Below are 23,328 nucleotides of genomic sequence, written 5' to 3'. Positions count from 1 at the left end.
GACGGCGCGCCTCCGCCTAGTCGCGAAGATCCGATCCCGCTTTATCCGCCGCCGGCGGCCGATCCGATGCGCGCTCCGACGGAAGGACGCCGAAAAACGCGCGGTAATATTGCGAGAAGCGGCCGAGATGATTGAATTCGTACGCGCGCGCAATGCGTGCGATCTCGCCGGGCGGCGCGCCTTCCTTCAAGAGCGCGTCGGCCTGATGCAACCTTATGGCGCGCTTGAGCGCGACGAAGCCCATGCCGAAGACTTCGTTGAGCGCCTTTTGGATGCTGCGCCGGGAGCAGCCGAGCGCCTGCGCCGTATTGTCCAGCGAGACCGGGTCGGGCCCCGCTTCCGACGGCGGGCGCCAGAGCATCTCCTCGACCTCGTGCGCCAATTGCAGACGTCGTTCCGGCGTCTCGTCGGTCGCGACGCCGCGCGCCTCCTTCAGCATCTCGTCGATGCATTCCGCGCTCATCTCGACGAGCTCCTCAAAGCCGAGCCTGAAGGCGATCGCCGGCCCATTTTCGCCGCGCGCCGCGCTTTCCGCCTCCGTCATCACTTCGCGCGCGTGATCGAACAGCAGTCGTCCGGTTGGATTGATGAAGCGCGTAAGGCCTATTCCGCCAAATCGGGGCGCGCTTTTCAGCGCGGCGCGCCGCTTCGGATCGTCGAGGATGCGCGTCGCGGCGTCAGCCTCGAAAATGATGCAAAGAAAAGAGGTTGGCGGGAAGGCGATGACATTGACCCGTAGCCCGTCGGCGCCCGCCGAGATGAAGCCGGCGCGAATGTTGACGCCCAGAACCCGCATATGCGCATCGGCGACGCCGAGAATGAGCGCGCCGGGCTTGACGGCGCAATCGACTCGAACGAACCCCGAAATCAGTTCCGAGCGCTCGATCGAGACGCCGGGCGAGCACTGAAGCGCCTTGCGTTCGCCATGCAGGCGGGGCCCCCAGAGGTGGTATAGCGCGCGCGCCGTAAAGCCGCTCAAAAGCGTCGATGGCAGCGAGTCCGCGTCTGTCGCGACGAAATGTTGGAAGGAATCGTGCAACCGCGCTCTCGAAAATCCATTGAACGCGGCTCATATAGGGGTAGAGCAAGTCCTTGCAACAGCACGGATTATTGGATTCTTCCGGCCTGTTTGGGGAGCGGCGGCGTAAGTCGGCTCGGGCTTTTGCAAATTCGCAAAAGGGCGGCGCAAGCGAAGATTCGGCGCGCGGTCTTGTCGCATGTCTGAATCCGCGCGGGAGACTGAACCTGCAACCGTGCGTAAGAGATGCGCGGTCAGCGCGCCGCCGCTTTTTGGCGGGCCTCGATCTTGACGCGCGCCTGCATCGCTTCGCCGCCGCGACGAAACCGGACGTCGATCTCGCTGCCGGCGGGCATGACGCCGAGGAGCGTGCGCAGTTGCGCCGGCGCAGCGATGGCGCGTCCGTCGACGGACTCGACGACGTCGCCGCGCGACAAGCCCGCAAGAGCGGCGGGCGAGGCCGGTTCGATCGACACGATTTCCGCGCCCGCGCGGCCGCTCGCCGGGGAACGGACCGAAATGCCGATCTGGCCGCGATGCACTTCGCCCATCTCGACAAGCTGCGACATGATCCGCCGCGCCATGTCGATCGGAATGGCGAAACCGATGCCGTGACTCGCGCCGGACTTCGAAAAGATCGCCGTATTGAGTCCCACGAGCTTGCCGTCGAGCGTCACCAGCGCGCCGCCGGAATTGCCGGGATTGATCGACGCGTCGGTCTGGATGAAATCCTCATAGCCCTCTATGCCGAGACCCGTGCGGCCCATGGCCGATACGATGCCGGAGGTCACGGTCTGGCCGAGACCGAAAGGATTGCCGACCGCAAGAACGAAATCGCCGACCTCCAGCGTGCGGCTGTCTCCCATCGGCACGGCGGAGAGATTGTCGGCCTTGATTTTCAGGACGGCGACGTCCGTCGCCTTGTCCTTGCCGACGAGTTGCGCGCGGAACCGGCGATCGTCTTTCGTCGTGACCTCGATGACCGAGGCGCCGCGCACGACATGCTCGTTGGTGAGAATGAGGCCGCGCGCCGCGTCGACGATCACGCCGGAGCCTGCGGAAGTCGTCTCGCGCTTGAGGCGCGTATTCGGGATTTCGAAAAACTCCTGAAGCACCGGATCGGCGATGCTCGGCACTTCAACGGACTCGATGCGTTTCGTCGCGATGTTGACGACGCCCGGCGTGACGGCGCGCACGATGGATGCGACGGAGGCTTTCTGGCCGGGCGGAACGGCGCCGGCGAGAATCGGCGTCGGCGGCAAAAGGAGAGAGAGGAGAGCGAGGCGCAGAATCATTGCATTCAAGCTCGTGACGTCGCTCGTCAAAATCATGGCGGGCCGAGTCGGATGCGCGGGGCCTTTTCGCTTATGGTTTAGAGGACCTTACCTCCGCTGGCGGCGGCTCTTTTTTGAAGCGCGGCGCGCAATGCGCCTTCAAGACCCCGCGCGGAAATCAGCACTCGTGCGCATATGCTGCTAGCATATTGTTTTTATGTCATTTTCTGGCGCAGTAGTTGCTTTCGTTCATCTGTCGCCTCTAATTTTTCTCGAAGAGATAAGGAGAACGGCATGGCGTCCAGCGAATTCCGTTTGCAGATGCAGGGCTACGGTCTCACGACGGCGAATATTCTCTATCGTCTGCCCGACCATCCCAGGATTCTCCAGACCTATGTCTGGCAAGACTATGACCTGCATCCGCATTTTCCGGAGCTCAGAAAATTTCTGGATTTCTGGACGCGGAGTCTGGACGGGCCGCTCCATGGCGTGACCATCGCCCATGCTCACCTCATAAAGCCGGCGGAGATGCGCCTGGTGAACGGGGAATTTCACGTGCATTGAGCAAAGGCGGCTCGAATCCTTGCCGGACGCTTAAGCGCGCGCGTCGCCCATCTGCGCCAATGCAGGAAATTCGGGACGAGGCGCGGACAAAGACAGTCCGAATCGGGACCGCCGATTCGGACCGGTCGATTCCTTTAGAAAACCTTCGCCGCCGCGCGGGCTGGCGCGGGGCGCGGCTTGGCGCCAGAATGGCGAAGCCATTTGTTGGCAAGGGAAGAAACGAGAATGAAGAAAGAAACGCTGAACGGCGCGACGCTCGCCATCGCCGCCGTCTCTATCGCGCTCGCCGGGACCGCGCCGGCCGCCAAGGCCGAAACGGCGACGGCCCGGGTGCATTGCCTCGGCGCAAATAGCTGCAAGGCCAAGAGCGATTGCCACACGCCCAAGAATTCCTGCAAGGGCAAGAACGCCTGCAAGGGGCAGGGATGGGTCTATATGGAGTCGGCGCAAGCCTGCGAGGCGGCGGGCGGCAAAGTGCGCGACTGATCCGCATGCCGCAAAAGTCGGCGGACTTTCGCGATCATTCGTGACGCAGGCCGGGGCGCTCGATGACGCCCCGGCGCAGAGCCCGTCAGCGATTCCACCAGCCGCCGCCGAGCGCCATGAAGAGCGCCGCCGTGTCGGAGAGCCGGGTCGCCTCCGCCTGCACGCGCGAAACGGACGCCGTGAAATAGGTGCGCTGGGCGTTGAGCACGGCGAGCTGCGACACCTGTCCGTATTTGACCTGCATGCGGACGATGTCGAGGCTGCGTTTGGCGGCGTCCTCGAATTTGCGGGCGGTCTGAACCGCCTTGGCGTCCGATTGCAGCGCCCGCAGCGCATCGGCGACATTCTCGAAAGCGTGGACGACCGTGTCCCGATATTGGGCGTCCGCCTGTTCGAGCGCCGCCTCGGCCGCCTTCTGCTTGTTGAGAAGCGTCATGCCGTCGAAGACCGGCTGGGAGATGTTGGCCGCGGCCGTATAGAGGCCGGTGCCGGGCGCGAAGAGCTGCGCCATATGGAAGGCGCTGGCGCCGACATTGGCCGAGAGCGTGATATTGGGCAGGCGATTGGCGATCGCGACGCCGACCGCCGCCGAAGCCTGATGCAGATTGGCCTCGGCGGCTCTGACGTCCGGGCGCTGGGCCACGAGCTTCGAGGGGACGCTGACGGGAATCGTCGAGGGCAGGACGAATTTCTTGAGTTCGAACGTCTCGCCCGCTCCTTCGAAGGACAGGCGCCCGGCAAGCGCGGTGAGAAGATTGCGCTGAATTTCGAGCTGCTTTTCGAGCGGCGGCAAAGTCTGCTCGAACTGCGCGAGCTCCGCCTCCTGCGCCACGACGTCCGCTTTGGCGATGGAGCCGAAGGAATATTGCCGGTTCAGGATCTCCAGCGTCTCGTGGAGGATGGCGATGATGTTCTTCGTCGCTTCGATCTGGCCCCGGATGGAGGCCTCCTGAATCGCCGCGACGACGACGTTGCTCGTCAGCGCGAGATGCGCCGCCTCAAGCTGCCAGTTCTGCTGCTCCGTCTGCGCGACAAGCGACTCCACCGCGCGCGCATTGCCGCCCCAGACGTCGGGCGTGAAGCTCACCGTCAGTTGTTTCAGAAAAAGCCCATAGGGCGCGTTGGGCGTATTGGTCGGGACGTTCGGCACCGCAATCCCGGACGCCGCATTGCCCGGCGTGGGGAAGGACTGGTTGAAGACCGTCTGATTGATCGCGCCGAGAGAGCGATTATTGGACTGGATGTTCTGGCTGTCGTTCGAGCTGAACAGCACCTGCGGGAAAAAGCCGCCCTTCTGCGCCTCGGCGTTGAAATAGGCGATGCGGACCGCGGCTTCCGAGGCTTGCAGCGACGGGTTGTTCTGCAGCGATTCCTTGACCAGTTCGTCGAGCGGCTTGGATTTGTAGAGCGTCCACCATTCGGCCGAGATGTCCTTGCCCTCGGCGAAACGCTGGCCTTCGCCCGGCGAACCCGTCCGGTCCGGCAAGATGTGTTTGGCGTCGGACGGCGGAGGCGGGGCGAAATCGGGGCCGACGGCGCAGGACGCGAGCAGGGCGCCGCCGCCGAGGGCGGCCGCAAGTCCGGCGCGGCGAGAGGGAGGGCTCATCTTGTGGCGACGCCTTCTCTCGTCGCGATCATTTCGCTGCGGCCCCTCACATAGCTCTCCACCACGAAATAGAAGACCGGGAGAATGAAGAGGGTGAGCAGCGTCGCGACGATGAGGCCGCCGACGATGACGGTCGCCAGACTGCGCTGGACGTCGCTGCCGACGCCTGTCGCGAGAGCGGCGGGCAGCATGCCGACGGTCGCGACGGTCGAGGTCATCAATACGGGGCGAAAGCGCTCGCCGGCGCCTTCGAGGACGCCGGTTCTGACCGCGGCGACGAAATCGCGCCTCATGACCGCCGCCTCGACATCCGCCGCGACCCAGCGCGCGCGGGCGGCGGCGATGCGGACGGCTGATGTCCGGTTGAGGTTGGCGACCATGATGATGCCGTTTTGCACCGCGACGCCGAACAGCGCAAGAAAGCCGACGCCCGTCGCCACATTGAGGCTGTCGCCGCGAATATGCAGCGAGACGAGGCCGCCAAGCGTCGCGAGCGGCACGACGCCGAGAATGAGCGCGGCGTGCCGCAATTTGCCGAAGCCGATGAACAGGAAGACGAACATCAGCACCAGCACGGCGCCGACGATGACGGTCAGGCGCGCCTGGGCCCGCTGCTGATTCTCGAACTTGCCGCCCCACACGACCTTGTAGAGCGCGGGATCGTATTTGACGTTCTTCGCGATGCGCGCCTGCGCGTCGGCGAGATAGGAGGAGAGATCGCGATTGTCGTAGTCGACGCGAACCGTCAGCGAGCGTTTCGTCTTGTCGTGCGAGATGGCGCTCTCGCCGTTTTGCAGCGTGACCCTGGCGATCTGGGACAAGGCGACCTGCGCGCCGCCAGTCGCGTTGACGAGCAGATTGCCGAGATCCTCCGGGCTGTTGCGCGCCTCGGGCGGAAAACGGACGGTGATGTCGTAGCTGCGGTCATTGACATAGATCTGGCCGATCGGGCTGCCGCCGACGCCGGTCTGAATGAGATTCGCCACGTCGGCGACATTGATGCCGTAACGCGCCGCCGTGCTGCGATCCACATGGAAGGCGATCTGCGGGATCGGCGGCTCCTGCACGATCGAGGTCTGCGTCGTGCCCGGCGTCTCCTTCAGCGTCGTCACGATTTCCGAGGCGACGCGGCGCGCCTCCTTCAGGTCCTGGCCGAACACCTTCACGACGAGCGCGCTATGGGCGCCGCTCATGAGATCGTTCACATTGTCGATGATCGGCTGGCTGATCCCGACTTCCATGCCGGGGAGCTGGTTCAAGCGCTCGGCGAGCCGGCGCACGAAATCCCCCTTGGTTTCGCCGGCCGGCCATTCGTCGTAAGGCTTGAGGCCGACCGGGGCCTCGATATGGCTCAGGGTCCACGGGTCGGTCCGGTCGTCGTTTCGCCCGATCTGAGAGACGACGAAGGCCACTTCTGGAAATTCCAGCACGGCGTTGCGCAGGTCGCGCGCCATATCCTCGGCCTTGCCGATGGAGATGCCGCTGGGAAGCTGAACCTGAAGCCAGAGCGAGCCTTCGTCGAGATTGGGCAGGAATTCCCGTCCGATGGTCGCGCCCGCCAGCAGGACGCCGAGAAAGGCCGCGCCGGCGGCGCCGTAGATGATGCGCGGCTGGTCGACGCAAAGCCCGAGCAGGCGGCCATATTCGCTCTGCAGCCGTTCGAGAACGACGTTGTGGAAGATTTCGGACGGCTTGTGGAAGGCGATGTAAGCGAGGCCGGGAACGACCAGCAGCGAGCACAGAAGGGCGCCGAACAGCGCGTAGGAGATCGTATAGGCGACGGGCGAGAAGAGCTTCGCCTCGACGCGTTCGAGTCCCAGCAGCGGCAGATAGGCCGTGATGATGATGATCGTCGCGAAGAAGATCGGATTGACCACCTGCCGGACGACGAACTGCACCGTGTCGGTTTCGAGCGGGCGGGTCGGATTGTGCTCGCGCACGCGCAGGATCGCTTCCGTCACGACGATGGCGCCGTCGACGATCACGCCGAAATCGATGGAGCCGAGCGACAGAAGATTGGCCGGCAGCTTCGTCAGATTCATCAGGATGAAGGTGACGGCGAGCGCGATCGGAATCGTCACCGCCACCACGATGGCGCTGCGCGGGCTGCCGAGAAAAAGGATCAGCACGATGAAGACGAGCGCCACGCCCTCGCCGACCGTGTGGCCGACTTTCGAGACTGTCGCCTCGACGAGCTCGTTGCGGTCGAGATAGGGAACGATGCGCACGCCCTGCGGCGCGAGCTCCGCCTGAAGCTGCTCCATGCGCTCATGGACGGCCTTGAGGACCGTCTGGGCGCTTTCGCCCTTGAGCATCTGGATCGTGCCCTGGATGGTATCGGAATTTCGGTCCTTGCCGAGGACGCCCTCGCGCTCCTGGCTGCTGAGGCGCGGCGTTCCGAGGTCGCGGGTGAGGATCGGCGTTCCCTTGCTCTCCGTGACGACGATGTTGCCCAGATCCTCGAGATTTCGAACGAGGCCGATGCTGCGGATCACATAGGATTGCTCGCCGCGCGTGATGCGGCTGCCGCCGGAGCTGGCGCTGTTGCTGGTGATGGCCTGCGAGACGTCCGACAGCCCGAGATCGTAGCGCTGCAGCGCGAGCGGATCGACTTCGAGCTCGAATTGCCGGGTCAGGCCGCCGAAATTGGCGACGCTCGCCACGCCCGGCACCTGATTGAGGGCGGGCACCACCACCCAGCGCTGGATTTCCGAAAGCTCGGAAAGATTTTTCTCGTCGGATTCGAGCGAGTAGCGCAAGATTTCGCCGACGGGGCCGCTCAGGGGCCCGAGCGTCGGCTGGTAATTGGATGGCAGCGGCACCTGGTTGACGCGCTCCAGCACGCGCTGCCGCGCCCAATAATCCTCGACGCCGTCCTTGAAGATGAGCGTGATGAGCGAAAGCGCGAAAGTGCTGCTCGAGCGGATCGTCACCAGCCCCGGCGTGCTGGCGAGCGCGCGCTCCAGCGGCACGGTGATCTGCTGCTCCACTTCCTCCGCCGCGAGGCCGCGCGCCTGCGTCGTGACGATCACCGTGACGTCGCCGACGTCGGGATAGGCTTCGAGCTTGAGCTGCGTCCAGGAATACATGCCGTAGAAAAAAACCAGGATCGTCACGAGGATGACGAGCAGCCGGTTCCGCAGGCAGAGTTCGACGGCGCGTTCAATCATTGAGGAGGACTCCGCCGCGCACCACGATGCGCTGCCCGGGCTCCAGGCCGCGCACGATGGTCGAGCCCTCATAGTCGGCTTCGATCACGACGGGTTTTCTCTGGAAGGTCCAGGGCCCCGTCTCGACAAAGACGCTCGTCGTGTCGTTGACGATGAAGAGCGCCGAGGACGGAACGAGAATGCTCTGCGCGGCGGGCGCGAAGAAACGCACCGACGCGAACATGTTCAGCTTGAAGATGCCATAGGGATTGTCGAAGGAGATGCGCACCTTGTTGCGGCGCGTGTCGGCCTCCAGCAACTGGCTGATGACCTGGACGCGTCCGGAAAAGACTTCGCCGGGATAGGCGAGAAGGGTCACTTCCACGCGCTCGTCCTTCTGGACGAAAGAGAGATCCTTCTCCTGCACGCTCGCCGTCACCCAGACCTTTTCGAGGTTGGAGATGGTCATCATCGATTCGGTGGCGTTGTCGATGAAGTCGCCCGGCGCGGTTTCGAGCGCGGTGATCGTGCCGTCGATCGGCGAGGTCAGCGCGATCTGACGCTGGCCGGAGACCGTCCCGCTGTCGCCGATCACTTCGAGGCGCGCTTCGGCGCGCTTGAGCTCCGTCGTCGCCTGACGGTAGTCGTTTTGCGCCTGTTCCAGCTCGCGCAAGGCGAGGCCGCCGGCCTTGTTGAGGCCCGTCGCGCGCTCCAGGGCGCTTTTGGTGAGCTTCACGGTCGCACGCGCCTTTTCGGCGTCGGCGACGGCCTGCGCAAGATCGCCCGAATCGATCGTGGCGAGACGCTGGCCCTTTTTCACCGTGTCGCCCAGCGACACGTCCAGGGCTCCCACGCGCCCCGCCACCGGCGCCAGGATTTTGACGGTGCGGGTCGGGTCGGCTTCGACCGTTCCCGTCACTACTTTGCTGCGGCTGATATTTTTCTGCTGGACCGACGCGACGGAGATGCGCGCGCGATAGGGCGAGCCCTCGGGGACGAAGATCGCGCCCCCGCGCCGGACGAGCTGGGTCGCTTCGGCCCCCGCGCCGCCGCCGGGATGTCCGGGGCCGCCGCCGCCGGCGTGAGTCGACTTCCAGGCCCATATCGCGCCCGCCAAGGCGATTGCGGCGGTCGCTGCGATCAAGAGCTTGGCGCGGGGGGGCAGCTCTTGAAGCTTTCCAGGCGCGATCATGGGGAGCGGAGGTTCCTGCGAACGAACTGCCTATCGAAGTTGTCTAATCGCGCCGAGGCCGCCGATTGGGCCGCGGCAATCAAAGCAGATTGCAAGACGCAATTGTGACGGCCTAGATGCGTTTGTGTCTGTCGTGTTGCGGTAATGGGGCGCAAGTGTCAATCCCGCCCATAATATATTAGGAAGTTGAAAGAGCTGGATCTACGCTTCATTTTTTCTGTGGAGCGCTCGCTTCGCCCCGCCGTCTCGCCGAGAATTGGGACGCGCGTCTTCATTGCGGCCTCTAAGCGCGGGCGAAAGCGGCGACGCCGCAAGGGAGCAGGCGCTTTTCGCCGAGGATGAGTCGCGAATTTGCGGCGATCTGAGAGATATCCGCCTCCTCGGGGCCGTAATTGAAGACATATCGCACGCCGCCATTATCGCGGATGCGGACGTCGCGGGGGAGGGACAGGGTTTCTACGCCGGCTTCCCGCAGGAGAAGCGCGAGGACGGCGTCCAGCATCGCATCGTCCGGCCAACCGGCGAGATAGAAGACCTCGCCTTGCCGCGCCAGCGCGCATTCGTCGTCGACGGACGCGATCTCGTTCTCCACCCCCGCGCCAAGCTCGAGAAATTCGCGCCAGCGCTCGAAATGGCCGGCCTCCGTCGCGATGGCGGCGCCCGGGCGCAGGCTTTCGACGCGCCGCACGCGCAGATCGATGAGCTTGCGCAGCGATCCCGGCGGAAGATCCGGCGGAATTTGGAAATCGGCGGTCTTCGAGCCGGCGCGCGGGCCGATCAATAGCCGAGCCTCGCTCCGCGCCAGCGCCTCGACCAGATCGTCGGAGGCGGTGAAAAGCCCCGGCGCCAGCACCGCCTTCCGGTCGCGCACGGTCTCAGGCGTCGGCGGGCCGATGTCGACCGACAGGCCCGCGCGGCGCAGGCCGCGGTAGAAATGCAGGACGAGCTCATAATAGGAAAAATCTTGCCCCTGCGGCTCGATCCGCCACGCCCATGCGCTTTCATAGTCGAAGATCAGGGCGACCTCGGCGCGCCGCGTCTCGACCCTGGCGTCGAGCGCCGCGAGTTCGCGCGCGACCGTCTCGACGTCGCGATAGGCCTCATTGGGCTCGGAATTGGGCAGAAGCAGCGCCTCATGCATCTGCTCCTGCGCGAAGGGCGCCTGCCGCCAGCGGAAATAGCTCACCGTCTCGGCGCCGGCGGCGAAAGCCTCGAAAGTCCACATGCGCACGGCGCCCTTTGCGGGAGCCGGATTCCACGGCGCCCAGTTCACCGGGCCGGGCTGCTGCTCCATCACCCACCAGCGGCCGCGTCCGCAGCCGCGATAGAGATCGTGGTGGAAGGCTTGAAAATCCGGATCGCCGACGCGCATGTAGCGCGCCTTGAAGGCCTCGTCATTGGCGCTGCGTTCGAGAAAGCCGAGCGGGTAGCTGTCCCAGCTCGCGGCGTCGAGATCCTGCGACAGCGCGAAATGGTCGAAGGCGGTGAAGGCGCCCATGAAATTGTGCAGGATCGCGCGGCCCGGCGCATGCGCGCGGATGATCTCGACCTGCCTTTTGTTGAAGGCGACGACCTGATCGGAGGAGAAGCGCTGAAAATCGAGAAGATGCGCCGGATTGGCTTCGGTGACGGTGAGGTTCGGAAGCTCGATCGCGTCGAATCCCGTCAGCTCCATCGACCAGAACACATTCCCCCAGGCGGCGTTCAGCGCGTCGATCGAGGCGTATTTTTTCTCGCACCATCCGCGAAAGGCGAGAAGCGCCGCCTGCGAATAGCTTTCGACCGTGTCGTGGCAGCCATACTCATTGTCGGTCTGCCACGCGACAATGGCGGGATGGGCGCCGAAGGCTTCGGCAAGCTTCGTGACGATGCGGTCGCATTCGCGCGCATAGCCCTCATGGCTGAAGCAATAATGCCGGCGCGAGCCGAATTTGCGCGGCCGCCCCTCGGCGTCCAGCGCCAGCATGTCGGGCATGCGGTCGACAAGCCATTTGGGCGGCGTCGCCGTCGGCGCGCCCAGCACGATTTCGAGAGCCGCGGCGTGCAGCGTCTCGATCGCTTGCCGCAGCCAGTCGAAATCATAGACCCCGGGGCGCGGCTCCAGACGCGACCAGGCGAATTCGCCGATGCGGACGCAACTCAGTCCGAGCGCCTTCATGCGCGCGGCGTCTTCCGCCCAGCGCTGGACGGGCCAATGTTCCGGATAGTAGCAGACGCCGAGTTTTTGTCTGATCATGGAGGGGCTCGCTTTGGAGCGCCAGCCGTGCCCCTTCAACTTTGCAGTTGGATGACAGAAGCGGGGCTTTATTTCAGCGCAGGATAGTCCGTGTAACCCTCGGGGCCTTGCGCGTAGAAGGTCTCCGGCTTCGGTTCGTTCAGCGCCGCGCCGCGGCGGAAGCGCTCGACGAGGTCGGGATTGGCGATGTAGAGCTTGCCGAAGGCGACGGCGTCGGCGTCTCCCGTTGCGAGGGCGGCCTGCGCCGTGTCGTAAGCAAAACCCTCATTGGCGATGAAGGGGCCGCCAAACTCCTTTTTGAGATAAGGCCCGATCGTGTCCGCGCCCTGATGCTCGCGCGCGCAGATGAAGGCGAGGCCGCGCTTGCCGAGTTCGCGCGCGACATAGCCGAACGTCGCTTTGGGGTCCGTATCGCTCATGCTATGCGAATCGCCGCGCGGCGCGAGATGCATGCCGACGCGTCCCGGCCCCCAGATCTCGATGCAGGCGTCGGTCGCTTCCAGCATCAGCCGCGCGCGGTTCTCGATCGAGCCGCCATAGCGGTCTGTGCGCTTGTTCGTTCCGTCCTGCAGGAACTGATCGAGCAGATAGCCGTTCGCGCCATGGAGCTCGACGCCGTCGAAGCCGGCGCGCCTGGCGTGCTCCGCGCCCTGCCGATAGGCGGCGACGACGCCCGCAATCTCCTCCGTCTCGAGCGCGCGCGGCGTGGGATAGTCCTCCATGGGCCGCAGGAGGCTGACATGGCCCGAAGCGGCGATGGCGCTCGGCGCGACCGGCGCGGCGCCGTCGAGATAGATGGGATGCGAGATGCGCCCGACATGCCAGAGCTGCAGCATGATGCGCCCGCCCGCTTCGTGAACGGCGCGCGTGATCTCGCGCCAGCCCTCGACCTGCCGCTCGGACCAGACGCCCGGCGTCGCGGGATAGCCGACGCCCATCGGCGTGACGGACGTCGCCTCTGTGAGAATGAGCCCGGCGGAAGCGCGCTGGGCGTAATAATCCCGCATGAGCGCATTGGGGGCGCGCGCGTCGACCGCGCGGCAACGCGTCAGCGGGGCCATGACGATGCGGTTGGGCAGTTCGATGTCGCCAAGGCGCAAAGGGTCGAAGAGCGTGGGCATGAGAGCGGATTCCTCAATCGCCTGCGCGCAGCCTTGGCGACGTCGAGCGGCAGGGGACGCATGATCGGACGCGCGCCGTTCGCGCGGCTTACCTCCCGCCGGGGCCGTCGGCAAGCGTCGACCCCTCACGCGCCTTGAAGGCCGTCAGGCGGTCGATATGGAGCCGCCTTGCGCCGCCTGAAACTGCACGAGCTCCGCGACGGGATAGGAGCCGGCCCGCCCGCAATTCGGGCAGGTCGCCTCGAACCGCGCATCGCCGGAAATGCGCAGCCCGCCCGTATTTGTGGGCTCGTTGAATATCGCGAAATGCCGGCGGCACGCGCGGCAGGCGAGACCGACATACCACCGGCCCGGCGCGAGCGCAGGCAAGGTCTCCGCCTCAAAGATTCCGGTAAATTCGAGCGCCTGCTCCATGTCGCCCTCCATCGCGCGTTGAACGCAATGAATCTGGCGCGCTACGGAGCGGCGGTAAGGATGATCGGGCGATATGAGTGGTGCTGCAAGAGAGGATTGAACTCTCGACCTCTCCCTTACCAAGGGAGTGCTCTACCACTGAGCTACTGCAGCGCTGAGGTTCGCGGGGCCTGAAGGCCGCGACGTCGGGGGCCTTGTGCCACAGCGCGACGCGAGTCGCAAGCGGGCTTGACGGCGGGTTTCGTCGGCGGGCGGCGGGGAGCCGAACGCCCTTCCAAATGCTTAAGCGAGCCTGCCGTCAGGCTTTCCGCGCGCAAGCGTCACGGTGGCGATCGTGTTGATCAAAAATACAACCTAGAGTAGCATTCGTCCCATGCCGATTTGCGCGGCCGGCGGCGCGCGGCGGTCCTGCAAGGGGCCTCCAGCGGCGCCGGCGGAGATTTTCGGGCCAGGGGGCTGGCCCTTGATTGACGGTTCGACGGAGGCTGGGGTGGCTGACAGGATTTTGACGGACGAAATTTGGGTGGCGGTGGCGCCTTTGCTGCCGGGGAAGGACGGGGACCCCGGCTGCCACGGCCGCGACAACCGGCTTTTTCTGGAGGCCGTTTTCTGGATCGCGCGCACCGGCGCGCCCTGGCGCGATCTGCCGGCGGAATTCGGCAAGTGGTACACAACCTATACGCGCTACCACCGCTGGGAGAAAAAGGGCGTCTGGCCCCGCATCGTGGCCGAGCTGCATAAGGGCGGCGCGGCGGAGCTGCGTTACGACGCCGCCGGCCTGCGCTGGGCGCATGGAGCCGCGTCCGTTGCGCCTGTGTCGCGCGGCGGCGCGCAGGGCAAGGCCGCGTGAGATCGCGCCGCGCGGCGCCTATTGGGACTGCGACTGGCTCTGGCTTTGCGTCGGCGCCACGCGCACCTTGACCTCCATCGTCTCCCCCGCGCCGCCGGTGCGCGAGCCGCGGATCGGGGCGGCGCTCAGATAATCGAGCGCGATGGCGAGCCGCACATGGCGTTCGCCTGGCGAAAAGCCCTGGGCGGGGTCGAAGCCGACCCAGCCGAGATCCGGCACATAGGCCTCCGCCCAGGCGTGGCCGGCGACCTGCTCGTCCCCGTCCGTGCGCAGATAATAGCCGCTGACATAGCGGGCCGGCGCGCCGAGCGCGCGCGCGCAGGCGATGAAGAGATGGGCGAAGTCCTGGCAGACGCCCTTGCCGCGCTCGAAGCTCTCGGCGGCCGTCGTCGCGGCGTGGGTCGCGTCCGTGTCGAAATCCATCTTCTCGTGGATCGCCGCGAGCAGCGCATGGAGCGACGCCAGGGAACCGCTCGCCCCGGCTGTCGCCGCGCGGGCGAAATCGACGATGGCGGCGCTGGGCGCGGTCAGCGGCGTCGTGCGCAGATAGAGGGCGGGGGGAAAGCGCTCCAGCGCGCCCGAGGCCACGCCCGCCGTGTCGAAAGTCGTGATGTCGCCTTCGACCATGGTGGTGAGCGAGTCGAAGGGCCCCTCGGCGGTGAAGCGATGCACGATATTGCCGAAAGCGTCCTCCGAACTCAGCAGCCGGCAGTCGCGGTCGACGTCGATGCGCCAGTCCTTCACATGCTGCCCGTCGAAATTGCGCGGCGTCAGGCGCAAATGCTGGATCGCGAATTTCGCGGGCTCGACATAGCGATAGGTCGTTTCGTGGCGGATGCGGATGCGCATGGGCGGTTCGTCTCAAAGAGAGCGCCGCGCGCCGAGGGGGAGGGCGCGCGGCGGGCCGTCAGTCCCAGAAGACATTGGGAAGGCGGCGAAAATCAGAAGAGATACTGCTCGGAGATCAGCGCGCCGAGCCGGTTGTTCTCGCTGATGAAGCCCTGGATGAATTCGTGCAGCCCGCCCTGGAAGACGCTCTCCATCGTCAGCGTCTCGAGCTTGCCATAGACGCCGCGGGCCTGACGCTGCGCCGCGCCCTGGCGGCCATGGGCGCGGGCGAGATTGTCGAGATTGCGGACGATGCTTTCATAGCAGGAGATGAGCGAGCGCGGCATTTCCGGGCGCAGGATCAGAAGGTCGGCGACGAGCCAGGGCTTCATGCTGGTGCGATAGACCCAGTGATAGGCCGTATGCGCCGAGACCGCGCGCAGGATCGCCGACCATTGGAAATAGTCGAGCGAGCCGCCGACGAGCTCCTTCTCGGGCAGCAGCACATGATATTTCACGTCCAGCAGCCGCGCCGTGTTGTCGGCGCGCTCGATGAAGAGGCCGACGCGCGAGAACCAGTAGGCGTCGTTGCGCAGCATGGTGCGATAGGCGCCGCCGTCATAGGTCAGCGAGGTCTGCTTCACGAATTCGAGGAAGCGGCCGAGTTCGTCGGAGGAATAGGCGCCGCGACGCGCCTCCATCGCCTTGAGCTCGAGATAGGCGCCGTTGATCGCTTCCCACATTTCGACCGTGAGCGCGGTGCGCACGGCGCGGGCGTTGGTGCGCGCGCATTCGAGACAGTTGCGGATCGAGCTCGGATTGTCGCGCGAGAAGGTCAGGAACTCGACGACATTGGCTTCGGTCGCGGGCTTGCCCGTATTTTCGAAGGCGGCCGCCGCGCCCGAAGAAAGGAGCACGCTCTGCCATTCGGTGTCTTCGCCGCCATAGGCCTTGGGGAGCGCGGCGAGGCGGCGCGAGGCTTCGATGGCGCGGGCGAGGAAATCGGCGCGCTCCATATAGCGCGCAAGCCAATAGAGATTGTCGGCGGTGCTTGAAAGCATGGGGCGTTCCGTTTGCGCGCGCTCGCGGCTGATGTCCTGCCTGATCGTCGCGAGAGCGGCGGGGAGAGTGGGAGCGGCGTCCAATTCGAGGCTGCGCCGCTCGAATTCCTCGAGAGAATGCGTTCCGTCGAGCATCACGCCTGCCCCATGATCGCGTCGTCAATGACCCAGGTGTCCTTGGTGCCGCCGCCCTGACTCGAATTCACGACGAGGGATTTCTCCGTCATGGCGACGCGGGTGAGGCCGCCCGGCACCACGCGCACGCCATTCGCGCCGGAAAGCACGAAAGGCCGCAGATCGACATGGCGGGGCGCGACGCCCTGCGCGACGGAAATCGGGCAGGTGGAGAGGGCGAGCGTGGGCTGGGCGATGAAATTATCGGGATGCGCCTTGAGCTTGGCGCGAAATTCCTCGACCTGCGCCTTTGAGGCGTGCGGACCGACGAGCATGCCATAGCCGCCCGAGCCGTTGACCTCCTTCACGACCAGTTCCTCGAGACGGTCGAGCACGTAGGACAGCGCTTCGGGCTCGCGGCAGCGCCAGGTCGGCACGTTCTGGAGCAGCGGCTCCTCGCCCAGATAGAAGCGGATGACGTCCGGCATGTAGGTGTACATCGCCTTGTCGTCGGCCACGCCCGTGCCGACTGCATTTGCGAGCGTCACATTGCCTGCGTGATAGGCGCCGATCAGGCCGGCGACGCCGAGCGCCGAATCCGGACGGAAGGTCAGCGGGTCGAGGAAGTCGTCGTCGATGCGGCGATAGATGACGTCGACGCGGCGCGGCCCCTCGGTCGTGCGCATATAGACGACGTCGTCCTTGACGAAGAGATCGCGGCCTTCGACCAGCTCCACGCCGAGCTTGTCGGCGAGGAAGGAGTGCTCGTAATAGGCGGAATTGTATTGGCCCGGCGTCATCAGCGCGATGGTCGGCTCGTTCGAGGCCTTGGGCGGCGCGACGGAGCGCAGCGTCGCGAGCAGTTCGTCGGGGTAATCCTCGATCGGCGCCACACGGTGCATGGAGAAGAGATCGGGGAAAAGCCGCATCATCACTTCGCGGTTTTCCAGCATGTAGGAGACGCCGGACGGCGTGCGGGCGTTGTCCTCCAGCACGTAGAAGCCGTGATCGTCCGTGCGGACGATGTCGACGCCCGCAATATGGACATGGATGTCGTGCGGAACGCGGCGTCCCGCCATTTCCGGGCAGTAGCCGGGATTGCCGTAGACGAGTTCGGCTGGAACCTTGCCGGCCTTGAGAATCTCGCCCTTGCCGTAAATATCCGCGAGGAAGAGGTTGAGCGCCGTGACGCGCTGCACGAGGCCCTTTTCCAGCGCGGTCCATTCGCTGCGGGCGATGATGCGGGGCAGGATGTCGAAGGGGATGAGCCGCTCCGTCGCCTCCTGCGCGCCATAGACGGCGAAGGTGATGCCGATGCGGCGGAAGAGCAGCTCCGCCTGTTCGCGGCGGGAAGCGAGGAGTTCCGGCGGCGTGCCGGCGAGCCATTGCGCGAGCTTTTGATAGGGAGCGCGGGTCGCGCCGTCGGGGCCGCCCATTTCATCGAATTGCGTCACGCGATGGTCCACTTATCGACGCTCCTCTCTTCGCCGCGCGCTCTTGCTTTTCAGAGGGCTTCGGCTTCACCCTGCAGGGGAGGACACAAGAAGCGTGCCAGCCCTGCGGATGGCGGGGCGCAATACTGTCACAGGATTCACACAGTGCGGCTTTATCCAGCAAAATAGCCTTGGCCGCTGCAGGAGCGGTCCCTGTCGCCACTTTCCATTCTTCGATAGACCGCGTTCATGAAAGCGTCGCGACGAGCAGCCGCATCCAGGCTTTGCCTAAGCGCAATATTTTGCGTCGCCCTGTGCCGCTGCTTCGCCCCGGCGGCCGTTTTCGCCGCCGAGCCGCCGCCGCCGATCTTCAACTGGGCCGGTCTCTATATCGGCGCGAGCCTCGGCGCCGGCGTCTCCCTCAATGGCGGCGAGCGCCTGCAGGCGGGGAGCGGATTCACGTCCTTCGCTTTCGATCTCTACCCCGCCTCCAACAGCCGGACCGGCGTCACGGCCGGCGCCCAGGCGGGCTATAATTGGCAGTCGGGCCCGTGGGTCTGGGGGGTCGAGACCGATTTCAGCCTTCTCGACGGGAGGCGCGGCCCCAATGGCCTTTTCATCGCCTCGCCCGCTTATCCGGCCCTGCCGTTTTTCACCCTGACGCCGCATAGCAGCGCGAATTACTTCGCGACCATTCGCGGCCGCGCGGGCGTCGCGATCGATCGCGCGCTCATTTATCTGACGGGCGGCGTCGCCTCCGGCGGCGCGCGCGGGCCCGAAACCCTCGCGGTCAACGGGGCGGTTTTTTCGGCGACATGGTCGCAATCCTCGCGCATGAAATACGCCCTCGGCGCGGGGTTCGAATACGCCTTCGCCCATGACTGGTCGGCGCGCGCGGAATATCTGTTTCTCAGCCAGTCGCTCAACACGCAGATTTTCGACGACGGCGCCGGCTCGACCTATTTTTCCCGCATCCGCAATGAAAATCACGTCCTGCGCTTCGGGTTGAACTATCATTTCGGCGAAGCCAACGAGATCCCCGGCGCCATCCAATACGGTCAGAACGGGCGCCGCGGACATGGCGATGGCGAGGACAAGGAAGAGCAATACAGCGTGCACGCCCAGACGACCAATGTCGTGCAGGCCTATCCGAAATTCCGCGCCGCCTATGACGGGCCCAACAGTTTCCCGTCCGGCGGTCTGGCGAATGTCGGCTCGACCTCCAATCTGTTTGCGGGCCTTCGGCTCTGGGAGGGCGGCGCGGTCTATCTGAATCCCGAGATCGACATTGGCTACGGCGTCGCCGACTCGGTCGGCGCCGCCTCCTATGTCGACGGCGCGGTCGCCAAGGTCGGGCGCACGGCGCCCTATATGCGTTTTCAGCGTTATTTCCTGCGTCAGGTCATCGGCCTCGACGGCGGCGAGAAGGGACGCGATCCGGACGAGGGCTCGCGAAGCGAGGTCCTGGAATCGGTGCAGAACCAGATTTCCGGCGCCGTCGACAAGGACCGCCTCATCATCACGCTGGGCAAATTCGCCGTGGGCGACGTCTTCGACGACAATGTCTATGCGCATGATCCGACGACGGGCTTCCTGAACTTCGCCTTCAACACGCTCGGCAATTTCGATTATGCGGCGGATAGCTGGGGCTACACATATGGCCTCGCGACGGAGTGGAAGCAGAGTTGGTGGACCGTGCGCGGCGGCGTGTTTCAACTCTCGACCGTGCCGAATGGACTCGACATCGAGCCTCAGCTCTTCCGGCAATTCATGGGCGTCGGCGAGATCGAGGCGCGCTACGAGCTTCTGGGCCAGCCGGGCGCGATCAAATTTCTCGGCTTCGGCGACAATGGCTATTTGTCCAAGGTGGGCGACGACATCAATTTCGCTTTCATCACGGGCCAGTTTCCGCCGACCTATGACGCCGCCCGCAAGCGCTCGGTGAAGGTCGGCGGCGGGATCAACGTCAAACAGCAGCTCATGCCGCATCTCGGCTTCTTCCTGCGCGCCGGCATGAGCGACGGGCGCTACGAGACGGTCGACTACACGGACATCGACCGCACAGTGTCCTTCGGCCTTGTCGGCGGCGGGGCGCTATGGGGGCGCGAGGATGACGAGATCGGCCTCGCCGCCGCCTTCAGCGGACTGCATGGCGACCGCGTGCGTTATTTCGGCCTTGGCGGCGTGAGCGTCTATATCGGCGACGGCGCGCTCGCCTATGGCGGCGAAAAGAATATGGAAGCCTATTACAAGCTCGGCTTCGGCAAGAATATGGATGCGACTTTCGATTATCAGCTTCTGGTCAATCCGGCGCATAACGCCGCGCGCGGCCCGGTCAACGTCTTCGCCCTGCGGCTTCGCGCGGCGTTCTGAGCCTTTTTCAGTGCTCGATATGCTTTGACGATTCAGTCGCGCAGCGGCGCTCCTTGCAGAGCGCTTCAGTGTCGTGCAGCGACGTCCCGAGGCAGAACGGATAGCGCTGGATCAGCGCCTCCCGCGCCTGATCAACATGACTTGCGTTCACCGCGAGGTCGGACTGGCAGGGGACGGAGACAAGTTCGCAGTCCCGGGCGGATTTGCAGACGAACCATTCGGCCGGCAGCGCCGCTTCGCCGCGTATGCGCGCGTCGTAATCGTCGAGGTGATGCGCGAAGGCGATCGGCGCGCAAGCGGCGCAAAAGGCCAGCAGCCACAGGGGAAGCAAATTCACGGCGGCGCTCCGCTCCTTGCGCTAGGATCAAATTCGCAGGCCGTCTTATGAACGAAGCGAAGGCGCGGCGCTGCAAGAAAAGCCAGAGCGGTCATTTGTGACGGTTTGATGAATGCCTTGGCCTTCCGGCTTCTCTCACCCGGCGCTTCGCGTCGGATCGTTGCTTGGACAGCACAGACGATTTCTTTTTGACCGGCGTTCCGCGTGCGCTCATCGGGCAGGCTTTCGCGGCGAGGCTCGTTTGAATAATTAGGTCTCATGCCGCTGATGAGCAAAATTCCGCGCAGGCCGTCTCGCGCGCTCCGATCCGGGCGCGCCGTCGCATGCGTGATTTTGGCCTCGTCTTCCGCCGGCGCCGCCGAAGCGCCTCGAGCTTTCGACTGGACCGGCCTTTATATCGGCATGAATCTGGGGGCCGGGCTCCCGCTCCATGGCGGCGAACATTTGCAGGCCGGCGCCGGCTTCGGCTCCCCGGTCTTCGACCTTTATCCCGCGAGCGATACGCGCGCCGGCGTAACGGTCGGCGGTCAACTCGGCTATAATTGGAGCCGTGGTCCCTGGGTCTGGGGTTTCGAGACGGACGTCAATCTGCTCGACGGGCGCCGCGCGCCGAATGGCGCTTTTCTCGCGTCGCCCGCCTATCCGGGGACGCCGGTTTTTACGATCGCGCCACAGACGAGCGCCAATTATTTCGCGAGCATACGCGGGCGCGCCGGCGTCGCTTACGACCGCGCGCTGTTCTATCTCACCGGCGGCGTCGCAGCGGGCGGAACGCGCGGCCCGGCCACGCTCTCCTTCGGCGCGGGGAATGATTTCGTCGCCGATCAGTCGCAATCCTCACGCATGAAATACGCCGTCGGCGGCGGCGTGGAATACGCTTTCGCCGAGGCCTGGTCGGGACGCGCCGAATATCTCTTTTTGAGCCGGTCGCTGAACACGCAGATTTTCGACAATGGCGCCGGGTCCTCTTATTTCTCGCGCATTCGCAATGAAAGCCACATTCTGCGCTTTGGACTGAATTATCACTTCGGCGCGAGCGAGCAGATTCCCGGCGCGCTTCAATATGGCCGAAACGCAAATGCGGGCGACGACGAAGACGACGTCAGGGCGGAGCGATACAGCGTGCACGCCCAGACGACCAATGTCGTGCAGGCGCTGCCGCGCTTTCCCGCGACATATGACGGACCCGGCAGCTTCCCCTCGCAGGGAATCGGCGACGTCCTTTCGCAGAACAATGTCTTTGTGGGCCTGCGCCTATGGGAGGGCGGCGCCGCCTATCTCAATCCTGAAGTCGATCAGGGCTACGGTCCGCATAATGCGCAGGGCGTCGCGGCCTATCCGAACGGCATCGCGCAGAAGCTCGGCCGCGCCGCGCCCTATATGCGGTTTCAGCGCTATTTCCTGCGCCAGATCATCGGTCTTGGCGGCGACGACTCGCACGATCCCGACGAGGGATCGCGCAGCGAGGTGCTCGAATCCGTGCAGAACCAGGTGTCCGGCCGCGTGGACCGAAACCGCATCGTCATAACGCTCGGCAAATTCGCGGTCGGCGACGTCTTCGACGACAATGTCTATGCGCATGACCCGACGACGGGCTTTCTGAACTTCGCATTCAACTCGATGGGCGGCTTCGACTATGCGGCCGACGCCTGGGGCTATACGCATGGACTCGCGGTCGAGTGGAAGCAGAACTGGTGGACGCTGCGCGGCGGCGTCTTCCAGCTCTCCGCCATCCCGAACGGTCCGCTCATCGAGCAGGAGCTGTTTCGCCAATATATGGGCGTGACGGAGCTCGAGACGCGTTACGAACTGCTCGGCCAGCCGGGCGCCGTCAAATTTCTTCTGTTCGGCGACAATGGCCGCTTCGCCCGCTATGACGACGCCATCAATCTCGCTTTGTCGAGCGGAACGCTCCCGCCCGATCTCGGCGCAGCGCGCGAGCGGCATTTCAAACCGGGCGGCGGAATCAATATCAAGCAGCAGATCGTCGACAATCTCGGCTTTTTCCTGCGCGCCAGCATGTCGGACGGGCGTTACGAGATCGTCGATTACACGGATGTCGACCGTCAGCTCTCTTTGGGCTTCGTCGCCGACGGCGCGGCCTGGGGGCGGGACGATGACGAGATCGGCGTCGCCGGCGCGTTCAGCGGACTGCACGGCGATCATGTGCGTTATCTCGCGCTCGGCGGACCCGGCGTCTTCATCAATGACGGCGCGCTGACCTATGGCGGCGAGAAGAATCTCGAAGCCTATTACAAGCTCGGCTTCGGCAAGAATCTCGACGCGACTTTCGATTACCAGCTGATCGTCAACCCGTCGCACAATCTGGATCGCGGACCGGTCAATCTCTTCGCGCTTCGCCTGCGCGCGGCCTTTTGACCGTCATTGCGAGGAGCATATGCGAAGTTGGGCATACCCGATTTCGAGAAAATACGACGAAGCAGTCCAGCGCCGGAATGAGGCTCTGAATTGCTTCGCTGCGCTCGCAATGACGGCGGCGGCGTTCATCTGAAATAATCCGGCAGCTTTTCCTCGAATTCCGGAAAATATCGCCCGATCACGCTCACGTCGAAATGCGCCAGGATCGATTCCTTCGGCTCGCGATCGAGCAGGAAACGGAAGGCGGATTCGATCAGCGCTTCGGCCGTCGCGCCGCCGTTCAGCCGCACGAAATCCGCTCGTGCGAGCGTTACGCGATGGCGCGTCTCGCTCTTTCCCTCACGCACGCAAGCGTCGAAGACGATCGGATCGCCGTCGCCTATGCGCGTCACCGAAATTTCGGCGCTCACAGCGCCGCCTCTATGTCCTTCTCGAGCGATTGCGGCGTGTCCGTCGGCGCATAGCGCTTTACGACCTTGCCGCTCCTGTCGATCAGGAATTTCGTGAAGTTCCATTTGATCGCCTCGGAGCCGAGAAGGCCCGGCGCGGCGTGCTTCAAGAATTTGTAGAGCGGATGGGCCTTGTCGCCATTCACCTCGATCTTGGCGAACATGGGAAAGCTGACGCCGTAGCTCGTGGAGCAAAATGAAGCGATTTCGCTTTCCGGGCCCGGCTCCTGCGCGCCGAACTGGTTGCAGGGAAAGCCGAGGACGACGAGACCCTTGCCGGCGTATTTCCTGTAGAGCGCTTCGAGCCCCGCATATTGCGGAGTGAAGCCGCATTTGCTCGCCACATTCACGACGAGCAGCGTCTTGCCCTCAAATTCCCGAAGGGACTTCGTCTCACCGTCTATGGTCTCGGCGTCGATCTCGTAAAGCGTCGTCATGAGCGAG

General features: G+C 64.6%; 19 protein-coding genes and 1 tRNA gene. 5 read left to right on the top strand and 15 right to left on the bottom strand.

Annotated elements, in window-relative coordinates:
• Window positions 1-16: 16 nt before the first annotated feature.
• Both MMG94_RS12155 and MMG94_RS12150 read right to left on the bottom strand, forming a co-directional pair.
• On the bottom strand, window positions 17-1,039 hold the full coding sequence (locus MMG94_RS12155; RefSeq protein WP_016919789.1) for a helix-turn-helix transcriptional regulator: 1,023 nt from the start codon (window positions 1,037-1,039) through the stop codon (window positions 17-19).
• A gap of 233 nt (window positions 1,040-1,272) precedes the next feature.
• Window positions 1,273-2,313 carry a trypsin-like peptidase domain-containing protein gene (locus MMG94_RS12150; RefSeq protein WP_162129675.1) on the bottom strand — a complete coding sequence of 347 codons (1,041 nt, stop codon included), beginning with the start codon at window positions 2,311-2,313 and terminating at the stop codon, window positions 1,273-1,275.
• A 273-nt stretch (window positions 2,314-2,586) separates the two neighbouring features.
• Here MMG94_RS12150 and MMG94_RS12145 point away from each other — a divergent pair, with 273 nt between their 5' ends.
• Window positions 2,587-2,856, top strand: coding sequence for an usg protein (locus MMG94_RS12145; protein ID WP_016919791.1), 270 nt, complete (start codon window positions 2,587-2,589; stop codon window positions 2,854-2,856).
• 225 nt (window positions 2,857-3,081) lie between these two features.
• A complete protein-coding gene (gene bufA2, locus MMG94_RS12140) occupies window positions 3,082-3,342 on the top strand; it encodes a BufA2 family periplasmic bufferin-type metallophore (protein WP_016919792.1) in 261 nt (86 codons plus the stop codon).
• 85 nt (window positions 3,343-3,427) lie between these two features.
• Here the strand turns inward: bufA2 and MMG94_RS12135 are convergent, their stop codons facing one another.
• The 7 genes from MMG94_RS12135 to MMG94_RS12105 form a co-directional block, all read right to left on the bottom strand.
• The gene (locus tag MMG94_RS12135) at window positions 3,428-4,948 is read right to left on the bottom strand and encodes an efflux transporter outer membrane subunit (RefSeq protein WP_016919793.1); all 1,521 of its coding nucleotides are present in this window, start codon (window positions 4,946-4,948) and stop codon (window positions 3,428-3,430) included.
• Complete coding sequence (locus MMG94_RS12130; protein WP_016919794.1) at window positions 4,945-8,118, bottom strand: efflux RND transporter permease subunit; 3,174 nt, start codon at window positions 8,116-8,118, stop codon at window positions 4,945-4,947. The genes MMG94_RS12135 and MMG94_RS12130 overlap by 4 nt, the downstream gene beginning before the upstream one ends.
• Window positions 8,111-9,289 (bottom strand): efflux RND transporter periplasmic adaptor subunit, encoded by a 1,179-nt coding sequence (locus MMG94_RS12125; protein WP_016919795.1) that lies wholly within the window; start codon window positions 9,287-9,289, stop codon window positions 8,111-8,113. The genes MMG94_RS12130 and MMG94_RS12125 overlap by 8 nt, the downstream gene beginning before the upstream one ends.
• Window positions 9,290-9,572: 283 nt before the next feature.
• A complete protein-coding gene (locus tag MMG94_RS12120; protein ID WP_154419759.1) occupies window positions 9,573-11,525 on the bottom strand; it encodes a beta-galactosidase in 1,953 nt (650 codons plus the stop codon).
• Between the two features lie 68 nt (window positions 11,526-11,593).
• Window positions 11,594-12,646 (bottom strand): alkene reductase, encoded by a 1,053-nt coding sequence (locus MMG94_RS12115; protein ID WP_016921664.1) that lies wholly within the window; start codon window positions 12,644-12,646, stop codon window positions 11,594-11,596.
• A 144-nt stretch (window positions 12,647-12,790) separates the two neighbouring features.
• Complete coding sequence (locus MMG94_RS12110; protein WP_154419761.1) at window positions 12,791-13,060, bottom strand: hypothetical protein; 270 nt, start codon at window positions 13,058-13,060, stop codon at window positions 12,791-12,793.
• 78 nt (window positions 13,061-13,138) lie between these two features.
• Window positions 13,139-13,213 (bottom strand) — tRNA-Thr (locus tag MMG94_RS12105).
• 337 nt (window positions 13,214-13,550) lie between these two features.
• Between MMG94_RS12105 and MMG94_RS22150 the strand changes: the two genes are divergently transcribed.
• Window positions 13,551-13,910, top strand: a complete 360-nt coding sequence (locus MMG94_RS22150) for a transposase (RefSeq protein WP_026016506.1) — start codon at window positions 13,551-13,553, stop codon at window positions 13,908-13,910.
• 18 nt (window positions 13,911-13,928) lie between these two features.
• Here MMG94_RS22150 and MMG94_RS12095 read toward each other — a convergent pair whose 3' ends face one another.
• The 3 genes from MMG94_RS12095 to MMG94_RS12085 form a co-directional block, all read right to left on the bottom strand.
• Window positions 13,929-14,759, bottom strand: coding sequence for a transglutaminase family protein (locus MMG94_RS12095; protein ID WP_016921667.1), 831 nt, complete (start codon window positions 14,757-14,759; stop codon window positions 13,929-13,931).
• A 92-nt stretch (window positions 14,760-14,851) separates the two neighbouring features.
• Window positions 14,852-15,799: an alpha-E domain-containing protein gene (locus MMG94_RS12090; RefSeq protein ID WP_026016507.1), complete on the bottom strand. Its 948-nt coding sequence runs from the start codon at window positions 15,797-15,799 to the stop codon at window positions 14,852-14,854.
• Window positions 15,800-15,933: 134 nt separating this feature from the next.
• Window positions 15,934-17,379, bottom strand: coding sequence for a circularly permuted type 2 ATP-grasp protein (locus MMG94_RS12085; RefSeq protein WP_016921669.1), 1,446 nt, complete (start codon window positions 17,377-17,379; stop codon window positions 15,934-15,936).
• 216 nt (window positions 17,380-17,595) lie between these two features.
• Between MMG94_RS12085 and MMG94_RS12080 the strand changes: the two genes are divergently transcribed.
• On the top strand, window positions 17,596-19,719 hold the full coding sequence (locus tag MMG94_RS12080) for a carbohydrate porin (RefSeq protein WP_154419763.1): 2,124 nt from the start codon (window positions 17,596-17,598) through the stop codon (window positions 19,717-19,719).
• A gap of 7 nt (window positions 19,720-19,726) precedes the next feature.
• Here MMG94_RS12080 and MMG94_RS12075 read toward each other — a convergent pair whose 3' ends face one another.
• On the bottom strand, window positions 19,727-20,056 hold the full coding sequence (locus tag MMG94_RS12075) for a hypothetical protein (protein ID WP_016921671.1): 330 nt from the start codon (window positions 20,054-20,056) through the stop codon (window positions 19,727-19,729).
• Between the two features lie 327 nt (window positions 20,057-20,383).
• Between MMG94_RS12075 and MMG94_RS12070 the strand changes: the two genes are divergently transcribed.
• Window positions 20,384-22,435, top strand: coding sequence for a carbohydrate porin (locus tag MMG94_RS12070; protein WP_420846614.1), 2,052 nt, complete (start codon window positions 20,384-20,386; stop codon window positions 22,433-22,435).
• Window positions 22,436-22,560: 125 nt separating this feature from the next.
• On the opposite strand, the gene MMG94_RS12065 is transcribed toward MMG94_RS12070, so the two are convergent.
• Window positions 22,561-22,845 (bottom strand): hypothetical protein, encoded by a 285-nt coding sequence (locus MMG94_RS12065; protein ID WP_016921673.1) that lies wholly within the window; start codon window positions 22,843-22,845, stop codon window positions 22,561-22,563.
• Entirely contained in the window at window positions 22,842-23,321 is a 480-nt protein-coding gene (locus MMG94_RS12060; protein WP_016921674.1) for a glutathione peroxidase, read from the bottom strand. The genes MMG94_RS12065 and MMG94_RS12060 overlap by 4 nt, the downstream gene beginning before the upstream one ends.
• Window positions 23,322-23,328: the final 7 nt, after the last annotated feature.

It is taken from the genome of Methylocystis parvus OBBP (genome assembly GCF_027571405.1).
Classification (GTDB): Bacteria; Pseudomonadota; Alphaproteobacteria; order Rhizobiales; family Beijerinckiaceae; genus Methylocystis; species Methylocystis parva.
The sequence above is the reverse complement of the archived record's forward strand: the minus strand, read 5'-3'. Positions and strand labels throughout refer to the sequence as shown.

What these genes read in the sequence shown, in the direction of transcription:
- MMG94_RS12150 (WP_162129675.1), bottom strand. Translation starts at nt 2,313, where the DNA reads ATGATTCTGCGCCTCGCTCTCCTCTCTCTCCTTTTGCCGCCGACGCCG.
- MMG94_RS12145 (WP_016919791.1), top strand. Translation starts at nt 2,587, where the DNA reads ATGGCGTCCAGCGAATTCCGTTTGCAGATGCAGGGCTACGGTCTCACG.
- bufA2 (WP_016919792.1), top strand. Translation starts at nt 3,082, where the DNA reads ATGAAGAAAGAAACGCTGAACGGCGCGACGCTCGCCATCGCCGCCGTC.
- MMG94_RS12135 (WP_016919793.1), bottom strand. Translation starts at nt 4,948, where the DNA reads ATGAGCCCTCCCTCTCGCCGCGCCGGACTTGCGGCCGCCCTCGGCGGC.
- MMG94_RS12130 (WP_016919794.1), bottom strand. Translation starts at nt 8,118, where the DNA reads ATGATTGAACGCGCCGTCGAACTCTGCCTGCGGAACCGGCTGCTCGTC.
- MMG94_RS12125 (WP_016919795.1), bottom strand. Translation starts at nt 9,289, where the DNA reads ATGATCGCGCCTGGAAAGCTTCAAGAGCTGCCCCCCCGCGCCAAGCTC.
- MMG94_RS12120 (WP_154419759.1), bottom strand. Translation starts at nt 11,525, where the DNA reads ATGATCAGACAAAAACTCGGCGTCTGCTACTATCCGGAACATTGGCCC.
- MMG94_RS12115 (WP_016921664.1), bottom strand. Translation starts at nt 12,646, where the DNA reads ATGCCCACGCTCTTCGACCCTTTGCGCCTTGGCGACATCGAACTGCCC.
- MMG94_RS12110 (WP_154419761.1), bottom strand. Translation starts at nt 13,060, where the DNA reads ATGGAGCAGGCGCTCGAATTTACCGGAATCTTTGAGGCGGAGACCTTG.
- MMG94_RS12095 (WP_016921667.1), bottom strand. Translation starts at nt 14,759, where the DNA reads ATGCGCATCCGCATCCGCCACGAAACGACCTATCGCTATGTCGAGCCC.
- MMG94_RS12090 (WP_026016507.1), bottom strand. Translation starts at nt 15,799, where the DNA reads ATGCTTTCAAGCACCGCCGACAATCTCTATTGGCTTGCGCGCTATATG.
- MMG94_RS12080 (WP_154419763.1), top strand. Translation starts at nt 17,596, where the DNA reads ATGAAAGCGTCGCGACGAGCAGCCGCATCCAGGCTTTGCCTAAGCGCA.
- MMG94_RS12060 (WP_016921674.1), bottom strand. Translation starts at nt 23,321, where the DNA reads ATGACGACGCTTTACGAGATCGACGCCGAGACCATAGACGGTGAGACG.